A 24,657-nucleotide genomic window follows, 5' to 3' on the forward strand; every position below is an offset into this window, starting at 1 on the left:
GATCGCGGTCAATCAGTTATGTTAAAGTGCGCGTTAAATGTTCGTGATCTTGCCCTGGTCTTGCAATGCATTTAAGCGAGCTTGTCGATAGGCGTAGTAAAGACTAAATAGTGCCAGAAAGAGCAAGATACACAGGCTGTAACCCACCAGCCTGACTAACAGACTACTTAAGCCAAACCGCCCTTGTTGGTCCTGAGGTAAGGCAAGAGCAATTTGCCAGCTGCCACTTAACAGACGAATATTCTCGATGGCAAAGGCATTGTTAAAGACGGCGGCATTCCCCAAAAACAGCTCTCCTTCAGCACCGGTGCCATCCACGCCACGCATCGCCAACTGGCCCTGGTTTGCCAGTGCGAACAACCCTGTGCTTTGGAACAGTTTGTCGATATCAATAACGACACTACAGGTGCCCCAATATTGCTGATTAGTTGGCGCATCATTAAAAATCGGCATCCGGGCGATCACCGCCGTGCCACCCTGCACCAAGGTCAGGGGGCCGGCGATCATAATATCCTGACGCTGTCGAGCCAGCTCCACTGTGCGAAATTGTGCCGGGACAGTACGGTAATCCAGACCGAGCGCGGCCTGATTACCCTCTATTGGGTAAATAAAGCGAATGATATTATCGGGAGCCACGGCGATATTACGGATACTGGTTGCTTTTCGCATCAGGGCCTGTGCTAATAGCTCCCAGTCGTCAGGGCCAGAAGAGGGGTTAACGCTGATAATGGTGGCCAGACTATCGGCCAGAAAAATATTGGCATTAAGTTCAGACTCAATATTAGCTCTGACCAAGGATAACTGCCGGCTCAGGCTTTGCTGTTGCTCAAGCGTCAGTTTCTGTAATAGGTTCTGGTGAAAAAATTCAACCAGCATAATGCTGCCAGCAAACAGCAGCGCACTGAGTGAACCAAGTAACCAACGATGGCGACGGCTGAGCAATCTTACTAGCATGGTCAGCACCGCCTGACTATCGAGGCGGTACCAATATGGTCCGGGCTACAGGGACGTTGCATTTGCCCTGGCAAGCCCATAACTAACTCTTGCGGGCAAAGCGCGCTAATTGCGCCTGCGTTGCCGCTGTGCCACTCAGTAAGTTGCGGGCAGCCTCGTCAATAGCAGCCATTTGTTGATAGGCCTGATTGGTCATCTGTTCGATGGCGCTCAAATGTCCCTGCGTTTGCTGATACTTTTGTTCCAGACTGGATACGCTGCCACTGATATTTTTCATGCCACCCTGAGCTGACTGTAACTCGGTTTGCAGCAATGAAAATTCGTGATTGGTGTCATGGATCTGGCTGCTGGCATCTTTGGCCTGTTGATTCAAGCTATCCGATTCTTGCTTGGTTTCCTTGACCAGCCGTTCCATATCATTAAGGAAGCCTGAAATTTGTTTCGTGGCATCATTAACTTTGGCGGCCAGCGTGCGGACTTCATCGGCAACCACGGCAAAGCCACGGCCGGCATCACCGGCTCTGGCCGCTTCAATGGCGGCATTTAGCGCTAATAGATTGGTCTGATCAGAAAAGCCCTCGACCATTACCAGGATTTGTCGCACGTTTTCCGAGTTTTTCTGCAGGCCATTGATGGTGGCGCCAAAGGAATCAAGTAAGCCAGCGATAGCGGCTAACTGGCGATTCAACTGCTGCATCTGGCCACTGGCGATTTTGGCTTTATCCGCTGCCAGATTAGTAACCTGGCCCATTTGGTCACTGCTTTGCACGATCCTGGCCAGGTACTCGATCACTTCATCACTATCTTTACGGATCTGCTGATTCCGATGTTCAGTATCCTGTAAATTACGGCGGGTCTGCTTAACCGCATCAGAGACTTTTTCATTGATCTGATGGTTGTCACTGGCTTGTACGTGAACTTTTGTTAATACCTCACTAAGCTGGCCAACAAAATGATTAAACTCTTCCGACAGGGTGCGGAATTCGTCAAAGGTGAAGGCGGGCAAGCGCTGACTGAGATCTGCGCCCTGACGATTGCTTTCATGTAGGGTGCCAACCAGCGCCTGTACCGGCCGTACAATCAGGTGCCGCAGATAAAACCCGGTAAACAAAAAAGCGGCTGCGCCACTTAACAATAACAACCACCAAAGTGTCGCATCGCCATTGGCCGGATACGCCATCCATAATGCCAAACCAAAGAAAATACCAATAAACAGCATATTGCCGGCAATTTTTCGGTTAAGGGTAAAGAAAAAACTACGCTCAATAAAGCTGTACAGGGCCATGAATCTCTCCATTACGACTGAGACCTCTTCTGTTTTTCAAGCAGCATAACATAAAGGATAAGCGAAACTTTGATCTCGGCGGGGTTCGCTGTTGTTTAACGTCTTGTGGCGACAAAACAAATAGTATACCCGGACCAAAACGCTGGTTTCAGACTGTTGCTACAGACAATAGCCTAGTTTTTCGCTGGCGCCAAGATAGCGTTACGATAAGAAGAGATACTCCCGGTGGTTTAGCCGGGAGTCAGACAAAGAAGGTTATGCCTGTGAAAACGGCAGTTTGATTTTTCGGGCAATAAACCAGCCTGCGGTCATCGCCAAAACAAAACCCAGGGTACCGCTGCTACCCGAGGATAAAGCACTGATAGCAGGTCCCGGACAGTAACCGACCATACCCCAGCCTAAGCCAAATACAGCAGCACCAATCAATAAGGGTTTATCGATATAACGGGCTGTGGGCAGATAAAACTGTTTATCAAACAATGGCGCCGGTTTATGGATAAATAACCGGTAGCCGACAGAATACACCGCCAGGGCGCCAGCCATGACCAGTGCTAAACTCGGATCCCAGCTGCCACTCAGATCAAGAAAGGCCAAGACTTTCTGTGGGTCAATCATCTTCGAGATCGCCATGCCCACTGACATCAACAAACCGGCGATAAAAGCGACTAATAACTTCATGGTTGACTCCTTAAAACAGCAGGCTGGCGGCTAGCACACCAAACAACATAAAAACCAGGGTGGCAGCTAAAGATCGTGGCGAAAAGCGGCCAATCCCACACACGCCATGACCAGAAGTGCAACCTGAGCCCCAAGCGGTGCCGAGGCCAACCAGCAAACCCGCGGCCAGCGTAAAGGGGCTAAGCTCAGGGGTGCTATAACTAAAGTCCTTATAAAACAGGGTTGTTAACAGTGGTCCTGCAACTAAGCCCAGCACAAAGGCCAGCCGCCAGAGCTTATCTTCTTTCTGAAATAGCAGAGTACTGGTAATGCCGGAGATACCGGCAATCCGACCCAGGCCAACCAATAATAATAAGGTGCCCAAGCCGATTAACGCACCGCCTAATAGTGCAGATACCGGGGTAAAGTTTTCCATTTAAACCTCCTACGCTTTAACAGGATAACCGGCGTCTTGCCAGGCCTGCATACCGCCGGCAACCGAATAGACATCGCTAAAGCCCATGCGCAGTAATGATTCTGCTGCCAGGGCTGAGCGGGCACCGGAGCGGCAAATCAGATAGAGCGGTCGCTCCGCTAGTTGCGCTAACGCCACTTCAGCGGCGCAGCCACTGGCGGCGACCAGTGGATGATTAGGTAATTGCATTTCTAACACGCCACGCGGGTAATTTACCGCGCCAACGATATGGGCCTGGGTAAACTCAGCCGGTTCACGCACATCAATCAGTAAGGGTTCGCTTTGCTGCTGCAGGTAAGCAGCCAGCTGAGCAACATCGACTTCTTTAATTGCCGCTTTAGCTTCGGCGACCAGCTGTTGTGAGGTTTTCATAAAGATCTCCGTTAAGTTGCAAGCATTAAGTTATTTCAGTACCGACTGGCTAATCACGACTACCGCCATCACCGCCAGGAAGAGTGCAAAACCTTTTTGTAATTTTGCTTTTGGCAATTTTTGACCGAGCCAGTTGCCGGCAAAACTGCCAATAAAACCCGCCACCACCATTATTGCAATCACCTGCCAGTTAAAGCTCATGCCGGCGGCACTAAAAGCCAGATAATACTTGGTAAAGCCAGCAAAAGACTTCATCGCAATGATGCCAAGGCTGGTTGCCACGGCGATACCCAATGGCAAGCCAGCCATCAGTACCAGTGCAGGTACAATTAAAAAGCCACCACCGACACCGACAAAGCCAGTAATGGCACCAACAACTAAACCGTCGGCCACCACTTTGACCGGTTGAAATGGTCGTTGATTTGCTGTTTCCTGCTGGTTGTTACGCCACATAAAAATAGCAGCAACCACCATCAGGATTGCGAAGACGAGTAGCTGCCAGCGGCTATCGACCAGAGTTCCGATCCAGGCGCCACCGTAAGTACCGAGCATGCCAGGTAAGCCAAACCACCACAGATGACGCCAGCTAATGCGCTTTTGCCAGGCGTTTTGCACGGATCCCAGTAAACTTATTCCGGCCACGATTAGCAGGGAGGAGGCAATGGCCAGCTCCGCCGGCATTTGCAGTAAATACAACAGCACCGGCACCGTCAGAATAGAACCGCCCGAGCCGAACAGACCTAAACTGATACCGATAATAAGTGCACCAAGCAGAACTAACATAATCACCTTATATTCTATTTTGGAATATGCTTATAACTTGTTTGCATTCTAGGCGCCTTTTCGCTAAGCTGCAACTAAAATTTAGTATTAACTAATTTTAGAGGCTGAATGCGATGTCACAACAAAATTTGCTGATTGAAATGTTCTTTGATCACGACAGCTCCACCTTTAGCTATGTGGTAGCAGATAAAGCAACAGGTCAAGCTGCGATTATCGATCCGGTATTAAATTATGATGCAGCAGCTGGCGCCGTAAGCACCATTGATGCCGATAAGATGCTGGCGTTTTTAAAGGCTAACAACCTGACGCTGCAATGGGTGCTGGAAACCCATGCCCATGCCGACCATTTATCAGCAGCACATTATTTAAAGCAACAAACCGGTGCCAGCATTGCTATTGGCGAAGGGATCCGTAAGGTGCAGCAAACCTTTAAGGTGGTATTTAATCTCAGTGATCAGGAGCTGCTGGCCAAGGGCGATTATTTTGATAAGTTATTTGCTGATAATGAGGAATTTCAGATTGGTACCATTAAGGCTAAGGTGATCAATACGCCTGGCCATACCAACGACAGCGTCAGTTATCTGATAGCCGGTAATTTGTTTGTGGGTGACTCCTTGTTTATGCCTGACGCAGGTACAGCGCGCTGTGATTTCCCGGGCGGCGATGCCCATATTCTGTATCGCTCGATCCAGCGTATCTATCAGCTGCCGGAGGAAACCGTGATCTATATGTGCCACGATTACCAACCAAATGGCCGCGAGCTGTTATATAAAACCACCGTCGCCGAGCAAAAACAGCACAACATCCATGTCAAAGCCGATACGGTTGAGGCAGATTTTGTCGCCAGACGTGAAGCGCGCGATAGAACCCTGGCGGTGCCACGGCTGATTTATCCTTCGGTGCAGGTGAACATTCGCGGCGGGCAGTTACCGCAGGCGGAGGCAAACGGCAGCCGTTATATTAAGATCCCGCTAAAAAGTGCGCTCTGACATCTCAAAAAAATAAAGGCAGCCTCGGCTGCCTTTATGCTATCAAGCGGTCACTCAGCGTTTGAGCTGCTGATTAACAAAGGCCAGCACCTCATCGATAGCCAGCAACTCGGTGGCACCGCTGCGGCGGTTTTTATATTCCACCTGACGGTTATCCAAGTTACGCTCGCCAATCACGATATGATGCGGAATACCGACCAGCTCCATATCGGCAAACATCACACCCGGGCGCTCTTTACGATCATCAAACAGGACTTCAATACCGGCAGCAGTCAGTTGCTGGTACAGCAGTTCAGTGGCTTCGGCGATCCGTACTGATTTGTGCATATTCATCGGAATTAACACCACCTGAAATGGCGCTATCGCGTCAGGCCAGATAATACCGCGCTCGTCATGGTTTTGCTCGATGGCTGCAGCGACGATACGTGACACGCCAACGCCATAGCAGCCCATGGTCATGATCTGGTGCTTGCCTTCTTCGTTCAGTACACCGGCTTTCATCGCCTGTGAGTATTTGTCACCCAGTTGGAAGATATGGCCCACTTCAATACCGCGCTTGATCACCAGCTTACCAAAGCCGCAGGGACTGGCATCGCCTTCCACCACATTGCGCAGGTCGGCAACCTGATAATCGGTGACATCGCGGTCCCAGTTAACACCGGTCAGATGGAAGCCATCCTGATTAGCACCACAGCTAAAATCGGCCAGATGCGCCGCGCTACGATCGACAATCAGCGGCAGCGGGCACTTTACCGGGCCTAATGAACCCGGGCCGGCACCCATTACGGCGCGGATTTCTTCTTCCGAAGCAAACACCAGCGGGCTGGCAACTTGTGGCAGCTTTTCGGCTTTGATTTCGTTTAATTCGTGATCGCCACGCAGTACCAGGGCGACCAACGTCTGGGGCGCATCGTCACTGGGTTTGGCGGCATAGACTATCAGCGTTTTGCTGATTTGACTGGCCGGCTGCTGTAACAGCGCGGCAACTTCAGCGACCGTTTTCGCGCCAGGGGTTGCTACCTGTGTCAGCTGCTGCGTCGGGGCAGGGCGGGAGCCTGCCGGTGCCTTGGCTTCCGCCATTTCGATGTTTGCGGCGTAATCGCTGGTATCTGAAAAGGCAATCGCATCTTCACCTGAGGCAGCAAGGACATGGAACTCGTGCGAGACACTGCCACCGATAGCGCCGGTATCAGCCAGCACCGGCCGGTAGTCCAGACCTAAGCGGTTAAAAATATTGCAGTAGGCGCTATACATCGCGTCATAGGTTTGCTGCAGCGATTCCTGACTTAAGTGGAAAGAGTAGGCGTCTTTCATCAGGAATTCACGGGCGCGCATTACGCCAAAGCGTGGCCGGCGCTCATCGCGGAATTTGGTTTGGATCTGATACAGATTCAGTGGCAGCTGTTTGTAACTGGTGATTTCGCGGCGTACCAGATCGGTAATCACTTCTTCATGGGTTGGCCCCAGCACAAAGTCGCGCTTGTGGCGGTCAACAAAGCGCAGCAGCTCAGCGTCCATTTTTTCCCAGCGCCCCGACTCCTGCCACAGCTCAGCCGGTTGTACCAGCGGCATTAATACCTCAATGGCGCCGGCTTTATTCATTTCTTCGCGGACAATTTGCTCAACTTTACGCAGCACCCGCATACCAGAGGGCAGATAGGTGTACATACCCGAGGCCAGACGACGGATCATCCCGGCGCGCAGCATAAGTTTGTGGCTGATCACCTCGGCATCGGCCGGGGTCTCTTTCATGGTCGATAATAAATACTGACTGGTGCGCATGCGATTCTCTGCAAAAAGCTGATTCTTAAGTGGCGGCTATTCTAGCAACGCTTTTACTCGGGCAGAAGTTTAATCTGCTGATTAATTACCTGATTGGTCACTTGCTGCTGTGCGAGCATCCCGCCCAGGCTGTAAAAACTGCCGTTGATCTCCACCAAAGCCCGTAGATCCATCACTGCGGTGGCGGCCTCGCCTTTAAACCAGCGTTGCTGCTTGGGCGAATATAGCCATACCGCAGCCGAGGGCTCTGCGGCCTCGCCCTGATAACCGACACCATTTAAGCGATAAGGGGTATTACTGCCGCCAATAAAGGCTGCAAATTCTTCACCATTGAAGCGCACTGTGCTGGCGGCTAAACGATACCGACCTTGTTGATCGGGGTGCGGGATCTGGCGCCAACTGATTTTAAGCGGATCGCTACCCAGAGTACCGGCCCAGCAAGCTGGCGATTTTTGTAACGCTGGCGCCTGGTCTTTGGCGTAATGCAGGGTGACGCCATCACAGACAACTAACTGATTGGCGGCGATGGTGGCAGCATGGCCGAATACCGGCGCACCGGGAAAAGGTGTGGCCTGCGCCCAGCGCTGGGTAAAGTTATCAAATACCTGCACCAGATTGACGGTGCCATGATCGCTCCAGCCGCTGACCAGATAAATATAACGGTTCTGGTGTGGCACTGCCGCAGCATGGTCAACCGGCACTGGCATATCATTCAGACGGGTAAAGCGCCGGGTGACAGGGTCCAGCCGGTAACTGTCTGAGGCGGTGGTCACATTACCATCGGACTGCATAAAAGCGCCGCCGAAAATAAAAAAGTTGTTATTCAGAGCAACGGCGCTAATACCAATCCGACCGGCCAGGCGTTGCTGACTGGGCAGGGCTGGCAAACTGTTCCAGCTAAACTCGCCGACGGTATGCAACCAGACCTTGTTATGCTGATCAGCGGTGTTTTTTCCCGGCGCTATGCCTCCGACTGACAAAACATAGGTTTTATCGCGGATGCTGGTACTCGCCACCGCATTGTTACTGACCGGCTCTGGCAAGTCAGGCAGGGCCAGTACGATACTACTGGCAGCCAGCAGGCTCAGACAGCTTAATGATTTCAGTAACATAGTTATGTTCTCCGTTTACCGTCCACTTAATATTGAAGTTATACAGCGTCATACCATAGGTTTGTTCACTCTCGCGCTGTTTTTTATAAGGCGGGCGTGGGTCTTGTTTCAACACCTTCTCTATCAACTGCTGCAACTTCGGGTAGGCGCTTTGTTGCCGGCAAAACTGCTCGGCTGCTGCACTAAACTCAACCGTCATACTGGTTTCCGGCGCCGCGTCAGCGAAACCACCCCGGGCATCAGCCAAGGCATCAGAGTAGGGTAGATAGGGTTTAATATCCAGGATTGGCGTGCCATCGAGCAGATCGATACCACTAATAAGTAACGTTACTGCGCCATTATGGATCTCAACCCCGTCCAGTTTGACTACCGACAAACCCAGTGGGTTAGGCCGAAAAGTTGCCCGGGTCGCAAAGACCCCTTTGCGGGTGTTGCCACCCAAGCGTGGCGGGCGCACCATTGGCGACCAGCCTTTATCGGCGGTTTCGTGAAACACAAATACCAACCACAGATGACTGAATGCTTCGATACCCCGAATCATCGTTTCGCTGGCGTAGGGTGCCTGCAGTTTAAGCTTGCCGGTGGCCTCTGGTATTAATCCCGGCTGCCGGGGAATCGCAAATTTTTGTTTGTAGGGTGACTCGATATAGCCAATCACCTGCATCTGATACGGGTTAGTCATGCGGCCTTAGCAGTTAAGTTGTGGGTTTTATTCGGACTTTATTATGCAAGCACCGGCTTGAAACAACAAGAAAAGTTAATTTTAGCTGTCTAAATGGCTTTGACGCCAGATGGATATGTTGTCAAAATGACAGGCATGATAGTTGAGTTGGAAGTTAACCAGATGGAACAACGGATCCTGCTTACCGCCTGCCCGGACTCGAAAGGGTTGATCGCCCAAATCACCAATATTTGCTACAAGCATCAGTTAAATATTAGTCGGAATACTGAATATGTGGATCCGGTCAGTGGGCAGTTCTATATGCGAACCGAGCTGGACGGTTTTTTTAACGAAACCACCTTACTCGCCGATCTGGATCGGGCTTTACCGGCAGGCAGCTCCCGCAGTTTGTTGCGTCGTCAGGCAAAGCGGGTAGTGATTCTGGTAACCAAAGAGGCACATTGCCTCGGTGATATCCTGATAAAAGTTTACGATGGCTCGTTATCGCTGGATATCGCGGCGGTAGTGGGGAATCATCCGCAACTGGCCACACTCGCGGAACGCTTTGCGATTCCTTATCATTACGTTAGCCATCAGGGATTAAGTCGCAAAGCGCATGAGCAGGCGTTACTGCAGACGATTCAGCCCTATCAGCCGGAGTATTTAATTCTGGCCAAATTTATGCGAATTCTAACGCCGGCCTTTGTCGCCGAGTTTCCAAACCGGATTATCAATATCCATCACAGCTTTTTGCCTGCCTTTATTGGTGCCAGACCCTATCAGCAAGCGTTTGAGCGTGGGGTGAAAATCATCGGAGCAACAGCGCATTTTGTAAATAATCAATTGGATGAAGGTCCGATTATTCAGCAGAAAGTGCTGCCGGTTGATCACAGCTACAGCGCGGAAGATATGGAAAGAGCCGGTCGTGATGTTGAAAAAGCCGCGCTTAGCGAAGCGTTGCAGTTTGTTACTGAGGATCGGGTCTTTGTACACGGCAACAAAACGGTGATTTTGTAGCCCTAGTCGCTGTCTGGCAGTTCCAGCGGATCCAGTGCGTAGATCCTGTCAATTTGCTCCAGACTCGAATGGCTGACTTTTAAATCCTTGACCCGGCCATTACGTAAGCTATACACCCAGCCATGAACACTCAGTTGTTGGCCGCGTTCCCAGGCTTCCTGGACAAAGCTGGTATGGCAGAGATTTTTTACCTGCTCAGCGACATTGAGTTCAATCAAGCGGTTCACCCGTTGATCCTCGGTTTCCAGGCAATCAATTTGCTGGCGGTGCAGCGCATAAACATCTTTTACATTACGTAGCCAGTTATCGACGAAACCTACCCGCTGATTTAATAGCGCTGCTTTAACACCACCACAGCCATAATGGCCAACCACTAAAATATGTTTCACTTTCAAAATATCGATAGCGTATTGCAATACCGACAAGCAGTTCATATCGGAATGCACCACCAGATTAGCGACGTTGCGATGTACAAAGAGTTCGCCCGGCATCAGGCCGACGATTTCATTAGCAGGAACCCGGCTGTCAGAGCAACCAATCCACAGATACTCGGGTGCCTGTTGCTCGGAGAGTTGTTTAAAGAAGCCAGGCTGTTCACGTTCAATACGATCGGCCCAATTGCGGTTGTTAATAAACAAATTGTTAAAGTCTGCTGAGGGATCCCCACAAATTGCTCCCCCATATTATCCACACTCTATCAGATCGTCCGGTGTCCAGCACCACTGAGCTATCCACTGCAAAATTTGCTTTAGCCCTTGCTGATAATATCGCCTACTTATATTAAGCTTTTGCTCTTTACAGAGCAGTATCCCAAGGGAACAAAGAGCGAGCACTCGTCTATGCTTAACGGTATTAGCCTGATAACGTCGTTGTAAGCCAGCCTTCTCACCCGCACTGCCAAGCAGGTAATGAAACCAGTTAGCTAGGGCTGCCAAGAGCAGTAAGATCTCCAAGCGTGATTTCTTGCGAGTACCATGTAGCTCGCTACCTAACCCGTAACGGTGACTTTTTTGATCCCGGAAGCTTTCTTCTATCTGCATTCGGCAGCTATAGCATTTGGCAATTTTCTCGGCATATCCATGACTTTCTGGTAAAGAGGAAACTAATAGCCAAGGCTCTTTGTATTGCCTGTTTTTATCTCTTTTCAATAACTTGTAACCTTTTCCAACCAAAACAGCTTGTGTTTCATAGCTCTGAGATTGGGTGAGTAAGATGTTGCCGACATGCTTGGGCTTGGCTTTGGCCTTACGATAAAATTGGTTAACAGAGATAAACTCTTCCTGCCCTGCCACTTTCAGCTTCACATTCCCTCTGACTCTGGCGACATAATGCCAGCCGAATTCGCGTACTTGTTTTAACCAAGGCACTTTAAATCCGGCGTCTGTCACGATAATTGGTTTGCAGCCTTCTGGTAACATGGCTTTAAGTTGCTCTAAGAATGCCTGATGCAAACGGGGGCTGGTGTACTCTTCTTCAGCAGCGATTTTTTGCAACAACGTTAATGCTCTGCCGTCCGCAGCAATACTCGCTCGTAAAATAAAGTGACGCTTGGCGGTATCCGCATTACTCCAATCGACTAAAATCGTTGGATGGGAATGGGGGGTTACAACAGAAGCAGTCAACGCGGCATAAATCAATGGTAGCTCTCGTTGCAGATTGGCATTATTGAGTAATCTGTCGGCTCGCTTGATGCTGATTTTGTCTGAGGGTCCTGGCATAGCGCGACCAATTGCTGTAACGGTGCAACGAGCGTCTTTAGCAAGAGCAGTAACCGCATCTAACAAGACAGAAAATCTGGCTTTATGCATGGTTTTTGGGGTGACAAATCGGAGGAAATCAGCGAGCATAGTTTTAACATTCATGGCGAGCATCCGCGGTGTGGGATTTTTGGCGAATGATCAGATCGGGAACCGCCATGAATGTTCCCTAATCACCTAAATTTTTATTTTAACTACAAAATTTCTGGGGATACCTCAGTAAAGTCTGGCATCTTAGCGCTCACGAAGACGAAATCGCGACACAATAACGGATTTTTTGCAAACTACAACACTGACCAGCCAAAACGGACTCAGCTACTGTATTGGCAGCACAGGCGTTTACAATAAATTTAGATAGCATATATCAAAACTAATGGGTACAAATTAGTAAGGCAATATTAAATGAATGATGGCTGAATAATATCGATATTATAAAATCACTTTTGTTGTTAAATCATTTCCGTTATCATGTCGCAGATTATTAAACGGGAGTCTAAGATGTCTTTATTACTTGATAAACGCGAGTTAAAGAAAGCCGCAAGAGAATTAACGCTGGCTAAGTTAAATGATGTTCTGGAGACGTTACAATCAGTGTTGGCAGAACGTCAGTCTGAGCTGGATGCGATCAATGAAATTGAACGCTTGGCCCGTGAAAAAGGATTTACAATGGAGCAGTTAGGTTATAAACAGGTACAAGAGGTGGTTGCCAGTACACCGGCGTCAGTAAGCAGTGATGACAAAAAGCCGGTTAAGCCTAAATTTAAAACACTGAATAAAGATAGCCAGTATTTTTATGTTGAGAATGGCAAGTTACAATTATTGCGGACTCATACAATGAAAAAAGGTCTACAGGATCGGGGTATTGATGTGGTACCAGCCGCCAAGGTAGACAAAAAGTTTGCCAAAGATATTGAGCGTTTACTTACTGAAGCCACAGAGCAAGCGGTGGCCAATTTTAATCAGAAAGTTGCCATCTGGAATGCCTGGGCTGCAGCCAATGGTGGTGAGATCCTGCAAAGCCGCTAAGCTTTATCCTTACAGCAGTGCTGAAAAAACCCGGCATGACCGGGTTTTTGTTATTTAAAGCTGTGTTATTTCGGTTGGGCGTCGAGCGACTGCCCGGTCACGCCGATACTGTCATCACTCATCAGATAGAGATACAGCCACATCAGATCAGCCGGCGTTTTCAACTTCTGTGCGTCTTCACCGGGATAGGCCTTGGCGCGCATACTGGTGCGGGTGGCGCCCGGATTAATGCAGTTAACCCGTAAACTGGTTTGATCGAGTTCATCAGCCAGAATTTGCATTAAGCCTTCAGTGGCAAACTTTGATATCGCGTAAGGGCCCCAGAAAGCACGACCTTTGCGGCCAACACCGGAAGAGGTAAAGACGACAGAGGGGTGTGCGCTTTGCTTTAGTACCGGCAACAGTGCCTGTGTCATCAGCATCGGTGCCGTAACATTAACCTGCATAATATCCTGCCAGGTTGGCAGGTCGATATGTTCAAAAGGGGTTAGCACGCCCAGTAAGCCCGCATTATGTAACAGGCCATCTAAGCGCCCGAACTCTGCCTGAATGGTAGCGGCCATATCCTGATAATGTTTCTTGGTCGCGCCTTTCAGATCCAGCGGCACTATCGCCGGTTCCGGATAGCCTGCCGCTACAATCTCATCATAAACTGCGGTGAGTTTGTTGGTGGTTTTACCCAGTAAAATGACGGTCGCACCATACTGGGCAAAAGTCATAGCGGCGGTTCTACCGATACCATCGCCGGCACCGGTCACCAGAATCACTTTATCTTGCAGCACGCCAGGCACTGCGCTGTAGTGTTGAGGTATTTGCATAACAGACTCGTCGTGTAAAAAATGGCGACAGGATACGCCCAATAACACTATTTTGCACCTTTCTTCACGATATCTGTGTTTTTACTCTAGCGATCTTGAAAACTTTGGGTTAACTTTAACTGGTCGTAGCTGTTAGTCGCTAACAGTCGCCAAATTCAGAATAAGTAAAGTAAGATTTTGCTTTGCAATAAAAAAATACCAGTGATGGACAGGGGAGAAATTATGAAGAAGCTGGCAATCAGTATTGCTGTCACCGCGGCGCTCGGTTTAGCAGCTTGTGGTGATTCGTTAGACGACATCAAACAGGATGTCGGGCAAGGTGGTAATGTTATTCCAAGTGCCCGGGTTGTTTTTGATCCTACCGCCGGGCAAGTCTCAGTTCCGAACGATTTATTATTTCAGGGTACTACCGATGGTACTCTGACTCTGGATGCCGGTGCCGCACCCGATTACACTAACCCACAGGTCGCGCTTGGCGCATTAGATGGCTGGTCAACGCAGAACCCGTTCAGTATCGCTTTAAGCTTCCCTGCTGGTGTGAGTTTGAATATGGACTCCGCCAGAGCTCCGGGTTCAGTGCGGTTATTTAAAGCGCTGATGGGTGATCCTGCGTCTCCGGATACCGCTTGCCGTGCGGTACCACGTGGCCTGGCGTGTAAGATCGTGTCTGAATTACAATATGGCGTTGATTTCGTTTCTGCTGGCAGTGGTAACAGTGTTGCGGTGATTCCGTTAAAACCGCTGGAAGCGGCGACTACCTATTTGCTGGCGCTGACAAATGGCTTAAAAGACAGCACAGGCGCGGCAATTAAGCCTTCAACAACCTATGAGTTGGTGAAACAAGATCTGGCAACCTTGCCTTTGGCAACAGAATCCCAGCGCGGTTTGCAAGCGGTGATCAACAGCTTCGAAAATACGATGCGCGGTCAGGGCTTGCCATCCGAGAGTATTATCTATTCTGCCGCCATTACGACCCAGTCTACCGGGGCGGTACTGGCTAATCTGAAACAACTGATGGCTTCGCCAACCCCGACCGGTTACGCACCTGGCGCTTTAGTGGTGCAGAACACCGGATTAACAGTATCTCAGGTTAACCCGGCTTTTGCATCATCCCAGGCTTTCCAGATCACCCGTTTATATCAGGGTAGTCTGACGCTGCCATACTTCCTCGGCGTACCCTCTGCTGAGAATGTAACAGCACCGTTAAATACACGCTGGTTGGCGCGTTGTGATAGTGGTGCCATTATCGCTGCCTTACCACCAAGCATGAAACCATCGACACCAGTGTCAGAAAATGATGGCTTCTGTCAGGCGGTCAGTAATGGCGCCTTACGTGATTTGGGCGTAGACAGTGCCCGTCATCTGACGAAATTTAATATTATTCCGAAGATTAATAGCTACCAGACTGTTGCGGTGCAGATGACAGTGCCTGATAGCAATGTGATCCCGATGCCGGCAGCAGGCTGGCCGGTGGTGATTTTGCAGCACGGTATCACCTCCCGCAAAGAAGATATGCTGGCAATTACCGGCACGCTGGCTTCACAGGGTTTCGCCACTGTTGCTATTGACCATCCGTTACACGGCAGCCGTGGTTTTAGCTTCTCAACGGCCGATCGCACCTTTAACTTTAATGCGTCGACTAATGCCGCTACCGACTATATGAACCTGTCAAACCTGCTGGTGACGCGGGATAACCTGCGGCAAAGTATTGCCGATATGCTGGCACTGCGGTTTGCGCTGAATAATATCAGCGGTGTGACCATCGACAAGAGCCGCATTCAGTTCCTGGGGCATTCATTAGGTGGTATTACCGGCACTGGTATGGTGGCATTAGCGAATGCACCAACGGGTAATGCAGCTTTAGATGCCGCCTTTAAGGTGGAAACCGCTGTGCTGGCAATGCCAGGCGGTGCTGTTGCTAACTTCCTGTTAGATTCGCCATCCTTTGGTCCGCTGATTAAAGCCAGCGTGATGTTAGGTGCCGGTGGTGAACTGACCAGTCAGTTTGTAACCTATGTTGCCACTAATACAGGTTGTGGTACGCCTTCTGCGGCAAATCTGGCGACCTGGCCAGCTTGTGCTGCGCCAATCGTCAACCAGTATCTTGCCAGTTTGCAGCAGACCGGTAATACCGCACAGTTAAACCGTATTACTGCGACCCTGACGCAGTTTGCCTTTGCTGCGCAAACAGTAACAGACAGTGGTGATCCGAATAACTACGCACAAATGCTGGTTGCCGGTGGTACTCCAACCTATATTATTGAGGTTGTTGGCGACGGGGCGGATAATAAGCCAGATCAGGTTGTTCCTAATGGTTTCTTTAGCCCGCTGACCGCTCTGGCTCAGGGCCGTATGGCGCTGGCCGGTACTGAGCCTTTGGCGCGGTTACTGAATGCCTCTGCTGTACCAGCACAGGCACCGGGTGTAGCGCTGACAGGTAATGCGTTGACGCGCTTTAAAGCGGGTGACCATAGTTCTATTCTGAACCCGGCATCCAGCGCAGCAGCGACCGGTGAGATGCAGTTCCAGACTGTAACTTTCTTCCTGAATCGCGGTAAGCAGATTGGTGTACAGAATCCGGCGGTTATTGCCGGCAATTAAGGTCTGAGTGACCTTACCCCTAACAGCCCGGCTGCAGAATGCGCCGGGCTGTTGCTTTATGATTTAGCAGTTAAGCATAATAGCGGCTTAGCAGCCATCTTTAACTCGCTTGGCAATAACGTCAGTGGCAGCAGGAGAATATTTTGGCATTTATCTACGAATATGGTTTATTTTTGGCCAAGGCGGCAACGCTGGTTCTTGCTGTGGCCATTATTATTGCGTTAATCGCCGGCGTCGCGCTGAAACAGCGCCCCCGCAAAGGCCAGCTTGAGATCCATGATCTGAATGAAGCCTACCTGCAACAGCAAGAGTTGTTACAGCACTATTTATTGCCAAAAAAAGCCTTTAAAAAATGGCAGAAGAATGCGCAGAAAAGCTATGACCAGTTAACTGAGCAACCCAAGCGTCTGTTTGTGGTTGAGTTTAATGGCAGTATCGACGCGCATGAGGCTGAAGCCTTGCGTGAAGAAGTCTCGGCGATTCTGGCGGTTGCTACCACAGAGGATGAAGTCTTACTGAAGTTGGAAAGTGGTGGCGGCGTGGTACATGGCTATGGCCTTGCAGCGTCGCAGCTGGACCGGCTAAAACAGCAACAGATCCCGCTTACCGTGGCAGTCGACAAGGTGGCCGCCAGTGGTGGCTATATGATGGCTTGTGTTGCCGATAAGATCCTCGCTGCGCCCTTTGCGATTATCGGCTCCATTGGCGTCATTGCGCAGTTACCTAATTTTAACCGCTTGCTGAAAAAGCATGATGTGGATTTTGAACAATTTACTGCCGGTGAATTTAAACGTACCGTCACCTTGTTCGGCGAGAATACCGATAAAGGCCGGCAAAAATTCCAGCAAGAATTAGAAGAGACCCATCAGCTATTTAAAGCTTTCGTTGTCCGGCATCGGCCAGCCTTAACGCTGGATAAAGTGGCGACCGGTGAGCACTGGTTTGGTTACCAGGCACTTGAGCTGGGTTTGATTGATGAGCTGAGCACCAGTGATAGTTACTTAAGTCAGGCTTGTCAGCAGCGACAGGTGCTGCAGGTTAAATACAGCCAGAAAAAGCGTCTGTCAGAAAAACTGGGTACAGCGGGGGCCAGTTTTGGCGCCGCATTGTGGCAGAAGCTGCAGCAGTGGCGTTGGCACTAAGCACAATGGAGCAGGCATTTTGGCATCAATGCTGGCAGCAGCAGCAACTTGGTTTTCAGCTCGCAGAACCCCATCCGTTATTACAGGCACATCTGGCAGAGGTGCTTGCCAGCAAAGCGGGTGCGCTAAACAGCATAGTGCTGCCATTATGCGGTAAAAGCCCGGATCTGATGTTTTGTCGCCAGTTTTTGCCGGTAACAGGTTTCGAGCTATCACCTATTGCCTGCCATGATTTCTTTAGCGAACAGGGGCTTGGCGTGACAGTGGATAGGTCACCCACTGCTGCGCCGGACTTTGTGCATTATCAAAGCTCAGACATAGTGCTTTGGCAGGGTGACTTCTTTCAGGTGCCGGCGGCATTAATTAAGCGGTCAGTTTTGCTGTACGATCGTGCCGCATTGATTGCCTTACCCGCACCGATGCGCCGGGCCTATGCAGATAAATTAAAGCAGTGGTTGGCGCTGGGCGCCTCGCTGTTGTTGATTAGTCTTGAATATCCGGAGGCAGAGCGTCAGGGGCCACCTTTTGCGGTATTGCCGGATGAATTAGCGCAACTATTTTCAGGCTATCAGCTAACGTTGCTGCAAAGCCAGGATATTACCGGTCAGGGATTTGGCCGCCGACGCTTGGCGACCAGTCAACTATGGGAAAAAATTTGGTTAATAGAATAGCGCGTGTTGACGTGTCAACACGCGCTGGCAATGGCGAGCTGCCATTGCTATTCCTGCGTTGTTACGCTCAGGAATCGCGCAGGTGATGAAAGTCGATACTTTCTTCTTTTAAGCCAGCGCGCGGATCGTTAAAGACTTTTTCATCAAACTCGCCCTCGCTTTTACCGACGACGACTGACACCATGGCGTCGCCGGTAATATTGACCGCAGTGCGTGTCATATCCAGCAGGCGATCCACACCGATAATCAGCGCAATACCCTCAACCGGCAGCCCCACCTGTTGCAGTACCATGGCTAACATAATTAAACCCGCGCCCGGTACTCCGGCAGTGCCAATTGACGCCAGTGTTGCCGTGAGAATCACCATTAGAAAGTCAGAAAAGCTAAGGTCGACGCCAAATAGCTGTGCAATAAAGACGGTGGCAACACCCTGCATAATGGCCGTGCCGTCCATATTGATGGTGGCGCCAAGAGGCACAGTAAAAGAGCTGATGGTATTTTTTACACCGAGCTTTTTGGTTACGGTTTCCATCGTGATGGGTAAGGTGGCGCTGCTGCTGGAAGTGCTAAAGCCAAAAAGTGCGGCTTCGCGCATTTTCTTTAAAAAGATAATCGGGTTTAAGCCGGTCAGCGCTTTTAAAATGACCGGATAAACCAATAATCCATGCACCAGCAGCACCGTTAAAACCACCATAAAATACATAAAGAGGTTGAGGATGGTCTCGTAGCGGATAAAGGTAAATAGTTTGGCTAACAGGAAAAACACACCATAGGGTGCCAGATTCATCAGTATGGTGACCAGGCGCAGTATCACTTCATTTAAATCGTTAAAGATCCCCGCCAGACGCTCTCCCGCTTTACCGGTAAGCGCCATGGCAATACCAAAGAGTAATGCAAAGACAATAATCTGTAGCATATTGCCAGAGGCCATCGACTGGATAGGATTGGTTGGGAAGATATTGATAAACACCTGCGCCAGTGACGGTGCGGCACTGACATCAAAGGTCGACTCAGCCTGCAGCTCAACCCCCACGCCAGGCCCGGTAAGCAGTGCCAAGGCCATCGCCAGGCTGATTGCCAGCGCGGTCGTGATCAGATAAAGCCCAATCGATTTACCGCCAAGCCGCCCCAGTTTACTGGTATCGGATAAAGAACAGGTGCCGCAGACCAAGGATACAAACACCAGCGGCACTACCAGCATCCGCAAGCTGGCGATAAAGATCTCACCACCAATATGAAAGATACCATCGACAAAGAAGGCGCGCAGCGGTATCGACAGCCCCAACAGTGATAGCTGACGCTCTTCAGCACCGGCCAGAATAAACTGAAAGAAGATACCGACAGCGATACCGGCAAGCATACCTATTACGATGCGGCTGGTGAGACTAAGTTTTTTTTTGGTTGTCATAAGGCTGAAAATCAGTTTGTTCGCAAAGGTTCCTAGGGTAGCAGGTTGTCAGGCAGCTTTGCAGTCAGGGAATAATTTTTTTTAAATATCGCTGCCGGCTGGATATTTATTAGTTTAAGATACAGAATTAACAAAACTATATAAGAAAGTGCTAGGGAGAGTTTTCATGCGATTGATCCAGTATCTGATAATTGGATTTTTCACTTTAGTCTTGGCTGCCTGTGGCGGTGGAGGCACATTAGAGAGTGGCGGTGGAACAGGTGGCGGTTCTGGCGGAAATACCAGCACATACACCCTAAGTGTAACTATAGTTAATTCTGCAGGGCAGGAAATTAGGCAGATTTCTGAACAGCAAGACGGCACTATAAGAGCAACTTTAAGAAGAAACGGTCAACCTGCTGCGAACCAATTAATTGTTTTCACGCTTAATGGCTCCGTCGGTGTTTTGAATCCAACCGATGGTTCAGCTAGAACAAACGAAAGTGGAGTTGCTGAGTTGAAAATTGCGGCTGGAACTGTTGCTGGGGCCGGTCAAGTTATAGCGACATTTAACGATGGCGCAATATCGATTTCATCAACTCCATATGTTTACGATGTAGTTGTCTCAGCGAATACAACCGAGCTTAAACTATCGATTGTGGACCGTGCAGGAAACGAAACTCGAAACATCTCACATACTAATCCCGGAATTGGTCTCGCTAGATTGACAATTAACGGCCAGCCTGTAGCTTTCAGATTAGTATCTTTTTCACTTGATAGCCTTGGTGTCCTTAATCCCACTAATGGCACCGCTATGACCGACGCGAATGGTTTCGCCCGTATTGATATTCTCGCAGGTACTGAAGCAGGTGCAAGCAAGCTTACTGCAAAATTTGTTACGAGTAACAACACCGAAATTACAGGTGATGATTTCGTTTTTACTACCGCTGGTGATGCTCCAGTCCAAGGAGATTCAGGTGACTTTAACCTTGCATTACGTTTAATTTCTACTTCGACTTTGCAAGATGTAAGTGAAATCAGTGCAAACAGTAGCGGTCAAATTGTTGCTCTGGTTACCGATCTCAACAACCAGCCTGTAGTAAACAAAGTTGTATCTTTTAGTTCCACCTTAGGTAATCTGAAACCAGCAATCGGCACTGCACTTACTGATATTAATGGCAGAGCAACCATAAATATTTCTGCTGGAACTATAGAAGGCGCCGGTTCAGTAAGAGCTCAGTATGAAGGCGTAACAGAGACGTTAGGTTTTTATACTAGGGGTGACGAGGTAGATCCTAGTCAGTTGAATGCGGCAGTTGATTTTAGAATTCTAACTGATTGTGCTGCAGAGTTCCGAACTTCCAGAAATCCTGCACTGTGTACCGAGGTTACCAGTATCTCCGCGGAAAAACCTGGTGTCTTATTTATTCAGACGACTCGTGCAGGCACAACTCAGCCTCTGGTGCAGTATTTAGTCAGTGCCACCACCACGCTTGGAACGATTAGTCCTAACACAGGTACTGCTATTACAGATACTAATGGTATAGCTTTACTGGATATTCTGGCTGGACGAGATGTCGGGGCCGGTGAGATTACTGTCAGTTTATTGAACGCACAGCGTCGAAAGGCGTTTGAAATTGGCGCGGCAAATGTTCGGATCCAAGTTTCAACTACTCCTGATCTTAGCTTGACTAAGTTACCGGCCGGCTCTACAGCATTAATAAAAGTTGCAATTACTAATGCTGCAACCTCAGAACCTTACTTACCACCGCTAGAAGTTCAATTTAGTTCTAGTTGTGCTATAGCGGGCTTGGCTGTTTTAGATCAGTCGGTATTTAGCACTGGTGGTACAGCAGTCTCGACCTACAGAGCGAATGGTTGTCAAACTTTAGATACCATTGTTGCTACTGTAATCGCAGGTGGGAACACTGTAACCGATTCCGTTAATATTGATGTGTCGGCAGCAAATGTAGGTTCTATTCAGTTTGTAGATGCATCTGAGTCGTATCTAGCCCTCAAGGGCACAGGTGGTGCCAATCGTACAGAGAGCTCTATTGTCCGTTTCCGCTTATTAGATGCTAATGGGAATCCTGTTCCAGCGACAACCGTCAATTTTACGCTGAGCACTGCAGTTGGAGGTATAGACCTGGATCCTGTTTCTGCATTCACCAATAGTGAGGGTTTTGTACAAACTGTTGTGCGATCTGGTTTAGTGCCTACTCCCGTGCGAGTTATTGCAAGAGCACAGGATCAGAATAATTCCATTCAGGTGCAGGCACCTTCTGATAATGTGTTGATCAGTACCGGCGTGGCGGATCAAAATAGCTTTTCGTTGTCCCGTTCTGCGTTCAACGTCCATGCACTTGATTTTGACGGCAATGAGGTTGATGTTAATGTATTTCTCGCGGACCACTTTAATAACCCCGTTCCAGATGGAACTGCAGTCAGCTTTATTGCCGAGGGTGGGTCAATTGAGCCTGGTTGTTTAACGGAAAATGGACGTTGTTCAGTTAAATGGCGCAGTCAAAATCCGCGACCTTTCACTAGTCCAATGTATAAGAATACAATTTTAGAGAAATGTCATGATAGATTACCGTGCCCGCTTGGTATTCTTGATATAAACGGAGATATTGATTTACCCCTTGGAGGCCGTGCAACGATCACTGCTTATGCTGTTGGTGAAGAGTCTTTTGTTGATAGAAATGGTAATGGTCGTTTTGACGAAGGTGAATTTGTCGGGTTATATGACTTAACGGAAGCTTTTACTGATCATAACGAAGATGGCCTTTTTGCCAAATCAAGTAACGGTGCGGCTATTGATTGTGGTACTGATATGAATACTGGACCATGTAGTGCAGATAATTCTGTCGGTGATGAATTTGAAGAGTTTATTGACTTCAATAGTAACGGTGTTTTTGACCGAGCTGATGGTATTTATAATGGTTTGCTGTGTCCTCTGGCCCTAGAGGTTCAGGGGCTTTGCTCAAGGGATCTTAAGCATATTTTCCAGAATCGTGAAATAGTGATGTCTGGTGATGTAGCTTATTTCCGTCTTGTTACTTTCGCCTCAGATTGCACCAATGGCAGTATTATTGGACTCGAAACCTCACAAGTTCAGTTGAGTGTAGTTAATGCGGATCCGGTCATTATCGGTGGACAGCGGATGTGTAATGTGAGATCTATTGATCTATCACGGGTTGGTCTTCCAGGCCCAGACGTTGGATTAACAAATCGAGATTTAAGGATTTATATTGCTGATATTTACAATAACCCACTGCCTGTTGGAACACTGATTGAGATTAGTTCTGATAATGGGGTTGTCACGGGCAATACTACCTACACATTCCCGAACACTACCAGTTTTATTCCGGTTAGTCTCAATTTTGGTGTTACCAGAGAGCCCTTTGGACAAGGGAATAACAAAACAGATGGCTTCTTGACAATCACTGCCACAGCACCCTCTGGTTTGGTTAGCACATTGACAATACCTGTAAAAGATGACCGCTAACTAGTTTATATAACAAAACTAGTAAAAACCCCCTGAGTTAACTCAGGGGGTTTTTGTTTCAAAAGTTTAAAACACTAAACTGCTATAAACTTATCCACTAAATACTAACGCTGGAAACTGTACACCGACCCCAGTTTTAGAATTTGCGTCAGCTCATCTAAAGCGGTGCGGGATTCAATCATTAACTGTGGATCCGCCAGATCCGCTTCGCTTAACTGGTCGCGATAATGCTTATCAACCCAGCTATTTAGCGTGGCAAATAGCTGCTCATTCATCAGCACAGCAGGGTTAACGGCCTGGCGCTCCTGCTCGTTCAGGACCACTCTTAACCGCAGACAGGCTGGACCACCGCCATTACGCATGCTTTGTTTAACATCAAAGTATTTTACCTGGCGAATGGGGGTATCCTGTTGGCATAACTCGGTCAGATAACGGTGTACACCGGCATGTTCCTGACATTCGGTTGGCGCGATAATCACCATCTCGCCGTTGGGTAAATTGATCAGCTGGGTATTAAATAAGTAGGTATTAACCGCATCGGCAACCGACACTTGCTGATCCGGCACTTCAATAAAGTGCAGGCTGCTGTCGTCGCCAAATTTACGCCGGATCTCAGACAGTTTTTGTGTCGTATCCAAAAACGCCTGTTGATGGTAAAACAGCACGTTGCGGTTGCCCACAGCGATAACATCGTTGTGGAACACGCCCTGATCAATTACCGCTGGATTTTGTTGTAAATAGACGGTGCCACGCTCACTTAAGCCATGTAAGCGGGCGACGGCCTGACAGGCTTCCAGGGTTTGCCGCGCTGGATATTTCGACGGTGCCGGCTTACTGCTATCAAAGGCGTGACGGCCATAAACAAAGATTTCGACGCCGGCTTTGGCGTAATCACTGCACAGGCGGGTATGGTTAGCAGCGCCTTCATCGCCAAAGTGATCGTTATCTGGCAAGTGTTGGTGATGGGCGAAGTGGCGCTGATCACTGAACATGGCACGCAAAATCCGGCCTGTTGTTTCCGGCTCTAACGAGCGGTGAAATTTATTGGTCAGGTTAGCCGGAGTAAAGTGTACTTTACCGTCAGCGGTATCGGCACTGGGTGAGACTGTCGCTGCATTGGCGGTCCACATACTGGACGCCGAGCAGACCGCCCGGTAAACTTCCGGCGCCTGTTTGGCCGCCTGGGTAATAACCTCGTTATCAGAGCCAGTAAAACCCAGCCGGCGCAGCGCGGCAATGTCAGGCCGCTCCTGCGGCGCTAACACGCCTTGTACCATGCCAAGGTCATGCAGGGCTTTCATTTTCTGCAGTCCTTGTTTGGCGGCTTGCTTGGGGCTGGAGGTATTACGGGCATTGTTTAGTGAGGCAACATTGCCTACTGATAAACCGGCATAGTTGTGCGTCGGCCCAACCAGGCCGTCGAAATTGGCTTCATAAGCTTGCATTAAGTTTATCCTTATTTGTGGCGACGCTGTTTTTGTTTTTTTTACGGTCGCGGGATCATGTGCTTCATTTTGTTATGGTCAGAGACTGGTCGATTCAGCGAAAAAACCAGCCAACAGGCATAATAATCAGTTTGAGCACTTGTCACAACAGCGGTTTGCGGATATACGTTTAAAAAGGGGCGCCGTTTACGGCCAAATGCTAAGGATCTTTGGAT

21 protein-coding genes are annotated in these 24,657 nt (G+C 49.2%); 7 read left to right on the plus strand and 14 right to left on the minus strand.

The features are described 5' to 3' along the window. Nucleotides 1–33: 33 nt before the first annotated feature. The 6 genes from AEST_RS14285 to AEST_RS14310 all read right to left on the minus strand — a co-directional run bounded on the left by AEST_RS14285 (nt 34) and on the right by AEST_RS14310 (nt 4,526). Entirely contained in the window at nt 34–954 is a 921-nt protein-coding gene (locus AEST_RS14285) for a CHASE domain-containing protein (protein ID WP_008609882.1), read from the minus strand. A gap of 82 nt (nt 955–1,036) precedes the next feature. Continuing rightward, complete coding sequence (locus AEST_RS14290) at nt 1,037–2,239, minus strand: methyl-accepting chemotaxis protein (RefSeq protein WP_008609883.1); 1,203 nt, start codon at nt 2,237–2,239, stop codon at nt 1,037–1,039. 255 nt (nt 2,240–2,494) lie between these two features. Then, a complete protein-coding gene (locus AEST_RS14295) occupies nt 2,495–2,917 on the minus strand; it encodes a DUF6691 family protein (RefSeq protein WP_008609884.1) in 423 nt (140 codons plus the stop codon). Nucleotides 2,918–2,927: 10 nt separating this feature from the next. Then, nucleotides 2,928–3,332 (minus strand): YeeE/YedE family protein, encoded by a 405-nt coding sequence (locus tag AEST_RS14300; protein WP_008609885.1) that lies wholly within the window; start codon nt 3,330–3,332, stop codon nt 2,928–2,930. 9 nt (nt 3,333–3,341) lie between these two features. Then, complete coding sequence (locus AEST_RS14305; protein ID WP_008609886.1) at nt 3,342–3,743, minus strand: rhodanese-like domain-containing protein; 402 nt, start codon at nt 3,741–3,743, stop codon at nt 3,342–3,344. A gap of 30 nt (nt 3,744–3,773) precedes the next feature. Next, entirely contained in the window at nt 3,774–4,526 is a 753-nt protein-coding gene (locus AEST_RS14310; RefSeq protein WP_008609887.1) for a sulfite exporter TauE/SafE family protein, read from the minus strand. Nucleotides 4,527–4,639: 113 nt separating this feature from the next. Between AEST_RS14310 and AEST_RS14315 the strand changes: the two genes are divergently transcribed. Next, nucleotides 4,640–5,515, plus strand: coding sequence for an MBL fold metallo-hydrolase (locus tag AEST_RS14315; protein ID WP_008609888.1), 876 nt, complete (start codon nt 4,640–4,642; stop codon nt 5,513–5,515). A gap of 54 nt (nt 5,516–5,569) precedes the next feature. On the opposite strand, the gene AEST_RS14320 is transcribed toward AEST_RS14315, so the two are convergent. From AEST_RS14320 to tsaA, 3 genes are read right to left on the minus strand one after another with little or no spacing between them, the layout of a single operon-like run. Further along, nucleotides 5,570–7,297 (minus strand): proline--tRNA ligase, encoded by a 1,728-nt coding sequence (locus AEST_RS14320; protein WP_008609889.1) that lies wholly within the window; start codon nt 7,295–7,297, stop codon nt 5,570–5,572. A gap of 53 nt (nt 7,298–7,350) precedes the next feature. Then, complete coding sequence (locus AEST_RS14325; protein WP_008609890.1) at nt 7,351–8,409, minus strand: Kelch repeat-containing protein; 1,059 nt, start codon at nt 8,407–8,409, stop codon at nt 7,351–7,353. Further along, the gene (tsaA, locus tag AEST_RS14330; protein ID WP_008609891.1) at nt 8,363–9,091 is read right to left on the minus strand and encodes a tRNA (N6-threonylcarbamoyladenosine(37)-N6)-methyltransferase TrmO; all 729 of its coding nucleotides are present in this window, start codon (nt 9,089–9,091) and stop codon (nt 8,363–8,365) included. Before tsaA ends, AEST_RS14325 begins: the two co-directional genes overlap by 47 nt. 162 nt (nt 9,092–9,253) lie before the next feature. On the opposite strand from tsaA, the gene purU reads away from it, so the two are divergent. Next, nucleotides 9,254–10,087 carry a formyltetrahydrofolate deformylase gene (gene purU, locus AEST_RS14335; protein WP_039925573.1) on the plus strand — a complete coding sequence of 278 codons (834 nt, stop codon included), beginning with the start codon at nt 9,254–9,256 and terminating at the stop codon, nt 10,085–10,087. Nucleotides 10,088–10,089: 2 nt separating this feature from the next. On the opposite strand, the gene can is transcribed toward purU, so the two are convergent. Then, the gene (gene can / locus AEST_RS14340; protein WP_008609895.1) at nt 10,090–10,725 is read right to left on the minus strand and encodes a carbonate dehydratase; all 636 of its coding nucleotides are present in this window, start codon (nt 10,723–10,725) and stop codon (nt 10,090–10,092) included. Between the two features lie 45 nt (nt 10,726–10,770). Continuing rightward, on the minus strand, nt 10,771–11,958 hold the full coding sequence (locus AEST_RS14345; protein ID WP_083840448.1) for an IS4 family transposase: 1,188 nt from the start codon (nt 11,956–11,958) through the stop codon (nt 10,771–10,773). Between the two features lie 384 nt (nt 11,959–12,342). On the opposite strand from AEST_RS14345, the gene AEST_RS14350 reads away from it, so the two are divergent. Further along, nucleotides 12,343–12,870 carry an H-NS family histone-like protein gene (locus tag AEST_RS14350; RefSeq protein WP_008609901.1) on the plus strand — a complete coding sequence of 176 codons (528 nt, stop codon included), beginning with the start codon at nt 12,343–12,345 and terminating at the stop codon, nt 12,868–12,870. Nucleotides 12,871–12,935: 65 nt separating this feature from the next. Here AEST_RS14350 and AEST_RS14355 read toward each other — a convergent pair whose 3' ends face one another. Continuing rightward, the gene (locus AEST_RS14355; protein WP_039925608.1) at nt 12,936–13,688 is read right to left on the minus strand and encodes a YciK family oxidoreductase; all 753 of its coding nucleotides are present in this window, start codon (nt 13,686–13,688) and stop codon (nt 12,936–12,938) included. A 222-nt stretch (nt 13,689–13,910) separates the two neighbouring features. On the opposite strand from AEST_RS14355, the gene AEST_RS14360 reads away from it, so the two are divergent. The 3 genes from AEST_RS14360 to AEST_RS14370 all read left to right on the plus strand — a co-directional run bounded on the left by AEST_RS14360 (nt 13,911) and on the right by AEST_RS14370 (nt 18,102). Then, a complete protein-coding gene (locus AEST_RS14360; protein ID WP_008609903.1) occupies nt 13,911–16,289 on the plus strand; it encodes a VolA/Pla-1 family phospholipase in 2,379 nt (792 codons plus the stop codon). A 143-nt stretch (nt 16,290–16,432) separates the two neighbouring features. Further along, nucleotides 16,433–17,431 (plus strand): protease SohB, encoded by a 999-nt coding sequence (gene sohB, locus AEST_RS14365; RefSeq protein ID WP_008609904.1) that lies wholly within the window; start codon nt 16,433–16,435, stop codon nt 17,429–17,431. Then, on the plus strand, nt 17,416–18,102 hold the full coding sequence (locus tag AEST_RS14370; RefSeq protein ID WP_238534622.1) for a class I SAM-dependent methyltransferase: 687 nt from the start codon (nt 17,416–17,418) through the stop codon (nt 18,100–18,102). The genes sohB and AEST_RS14370 overlap by 16 nt, the downstream gene beginning before the upstream one ends. 67 nt (nt 18,103–18,169) lie before the next feature. Here the strand turns inward: AEST_RS14370 and AEST_RS14375 are convergent, their stop codons facing one another. Next, nucleotides 18,170–19,510, minus strand: coding sequence for a dicarboxylate/amino acid:cation symporter (locus tag AEST_RS14375; protein ID WP_039925575.1), 1,341 nt, complete (start codon nt 19,508–19,510; stop codon nt 18,170–18,172). Nucleotides 19,511–19,676: 166 nt separating this feature from the next. On the opposite strand from AEST_RS14375, the gene AEST_RS14380 reads away from it, so the two are divergent. Next, nucleotides 19,677–22,997: a hypothetical protein gene (locus AEST_RS14380; protein ID WP_008609907.1), complete on the plus strand. Its 3,321-nt coding sequence runs from the start codon at nt 19,677–19,679 to the stop codon at nt 22,995–22,997. A 104-nt stretch (nt 22,998–23,101) separates the two neighbouring features. Here AEST_RS14380 and astB read toward each other — a convergent pair whose 3' ends face one another. Further along, nucleotides 23,102–24,442, minus strand: coding sequence for an N-succinylarginine dihydrolase (gene astB / locus AEST_RS14385; protein WP_008609908.1), 1,341 nt, complete (start codon nt 24,440–24,442; stop codon nt 23,102–23,104). Between the last annotated feature and the right edge of the window lie 215 nt (nt 24,443–24,657).

It is taken from the genome of Alishewanella aestuarii B11, assembly GCF_000280055.1.
GTDB lineage: Bacteria > Pseudomonadota > Gammaproteobacteria > Enterobacterales > Alteromonadaceae > Alishewanella > Alishewanella aestuarii.

Bases quoted from the DNA above. Each gene is read 5' to 3' on its own strand.
- astB (WP_008609908.1), bottom strand. From the start codon at position 24,442: ATGCAAGCTTATGAAGCCAATTTCGACGGCCTGGTTGGGCCGACGCAC.
- AEST_RS14295 (WP_008609884.1), bottom strand. From the start codon at position 2,917: ATGAAGTTATTAGTCGCTTTTATCGCCGGTTTGTTGATGTCAGTGGGC.
- AEST_RS14305 (WP_008609886.1), bottom strand. From the start codon at position 3,743: ATGAAAACCTCACAACAGCTGGTCGCCGAAGCTAAAGCGGCAATTAAA.
- AEST_RS14320 (WP_008609889.1), bottom strand. From the start codon at position 7,297: ATGCGCACCAGTCAGTATTTATTATCGACCATGAAAGAGACCCCGGCC.
- AEST_RS14380 (WP_008609907.1), top strand. From the start codon at position 19,677: ATGCGATTGATCCAGTATCTGATAATTGGATTTTTCACTTTAGTCTTG.
- AEST_RS14350 (WP_008609901.1), top strand. From the start codon at position 12,343: ATGTCTTTATTACTTGATAAACGCGAGTTAAAGAAAGCCGCAAGAGAA.
- AEST_RS14360 (WP_008609903.1), top strand. From the start codon at position 13,911: ATGAAGAAGCTGGCAATCAGTATTGCTGTCACCGCGGCGCTCGGTTTA.
- AEST_RS14315 (WP_008609888.1), top strand. From the start codon at position 4,640: ATGTCACAACAAAATTTGCTGATTGAAATGTTCTTTGATCACGACAGC.
- AEST_RS14310 (WP_008609887.1), bottom strand. From the start codon at position 4,526: ATGTTAGTTCTGCTTGGTGCACTTATTATCGGTATCAGTTTAGGTCTG.
- AEST_RS14325 (WP_008609890.1), bottom strand. From the start codon at position 8,409: ATGTTACTGAAATCATTAAGCTGTCTGAGCCTGCTGGCTGCCAGTAGT.
- AEST_RS14345 (WP_083840448.1), bottom strand. From the start codon at position 11,958: ATGCTCGCCATGAATGTTAAAACTATGCTCGCTGATTTCCTCCGATTT.
- AEST_RS14290 (WP_008609883.1), bottom strand. From the start codon at position 2,239: ATGGCCCTGTACAGCTTTATTGAGCGTAGTTTTTTCTTTACCCTTAAC.
- tsaA (WP_008609891.1), bottom strand. From the start codon at position 9,091: ATGACTAACCCGTATCAGATGCAGGTGATTGGCTATATCGAGTCACCC.
- AEST_RS14300 (WP_008609885.1), bottom strand. From the start codon at position 3,332: ATGGAAAACTTTACCCCGGTATCTGCACTATTAGGCGGTGCGTTAATC.
- AEST_RS14355 (WP_039925608.1), bottom strand. From the start codon at position 13,688: ATGCAAATACCTCAACACTACAGCGCAGTGCCTGGCGTGCTGCAAGAT.
- AEST_RS14285 (WP_008609882.1), bottom strand. From the start codon at position 954: ATGCTAGTAAGATTGCTCAGCCGTCGCCATCGTTGGTTACTTGGTTCA.
- AEST_RS14375 (WP_039925575.1), bottom strand. From the start codon at position 19,510: ATGACAACCAAAAAAAAACTTAGTCTCACCAGCCGCATCGTAATAGGT.
- purU (WP_039925573.1), top strand. From the start codon at position 9,254: ATGGAACAACGGATCCTGCTTACCGCCTGCCCGGACTCGAAAGGGTTG.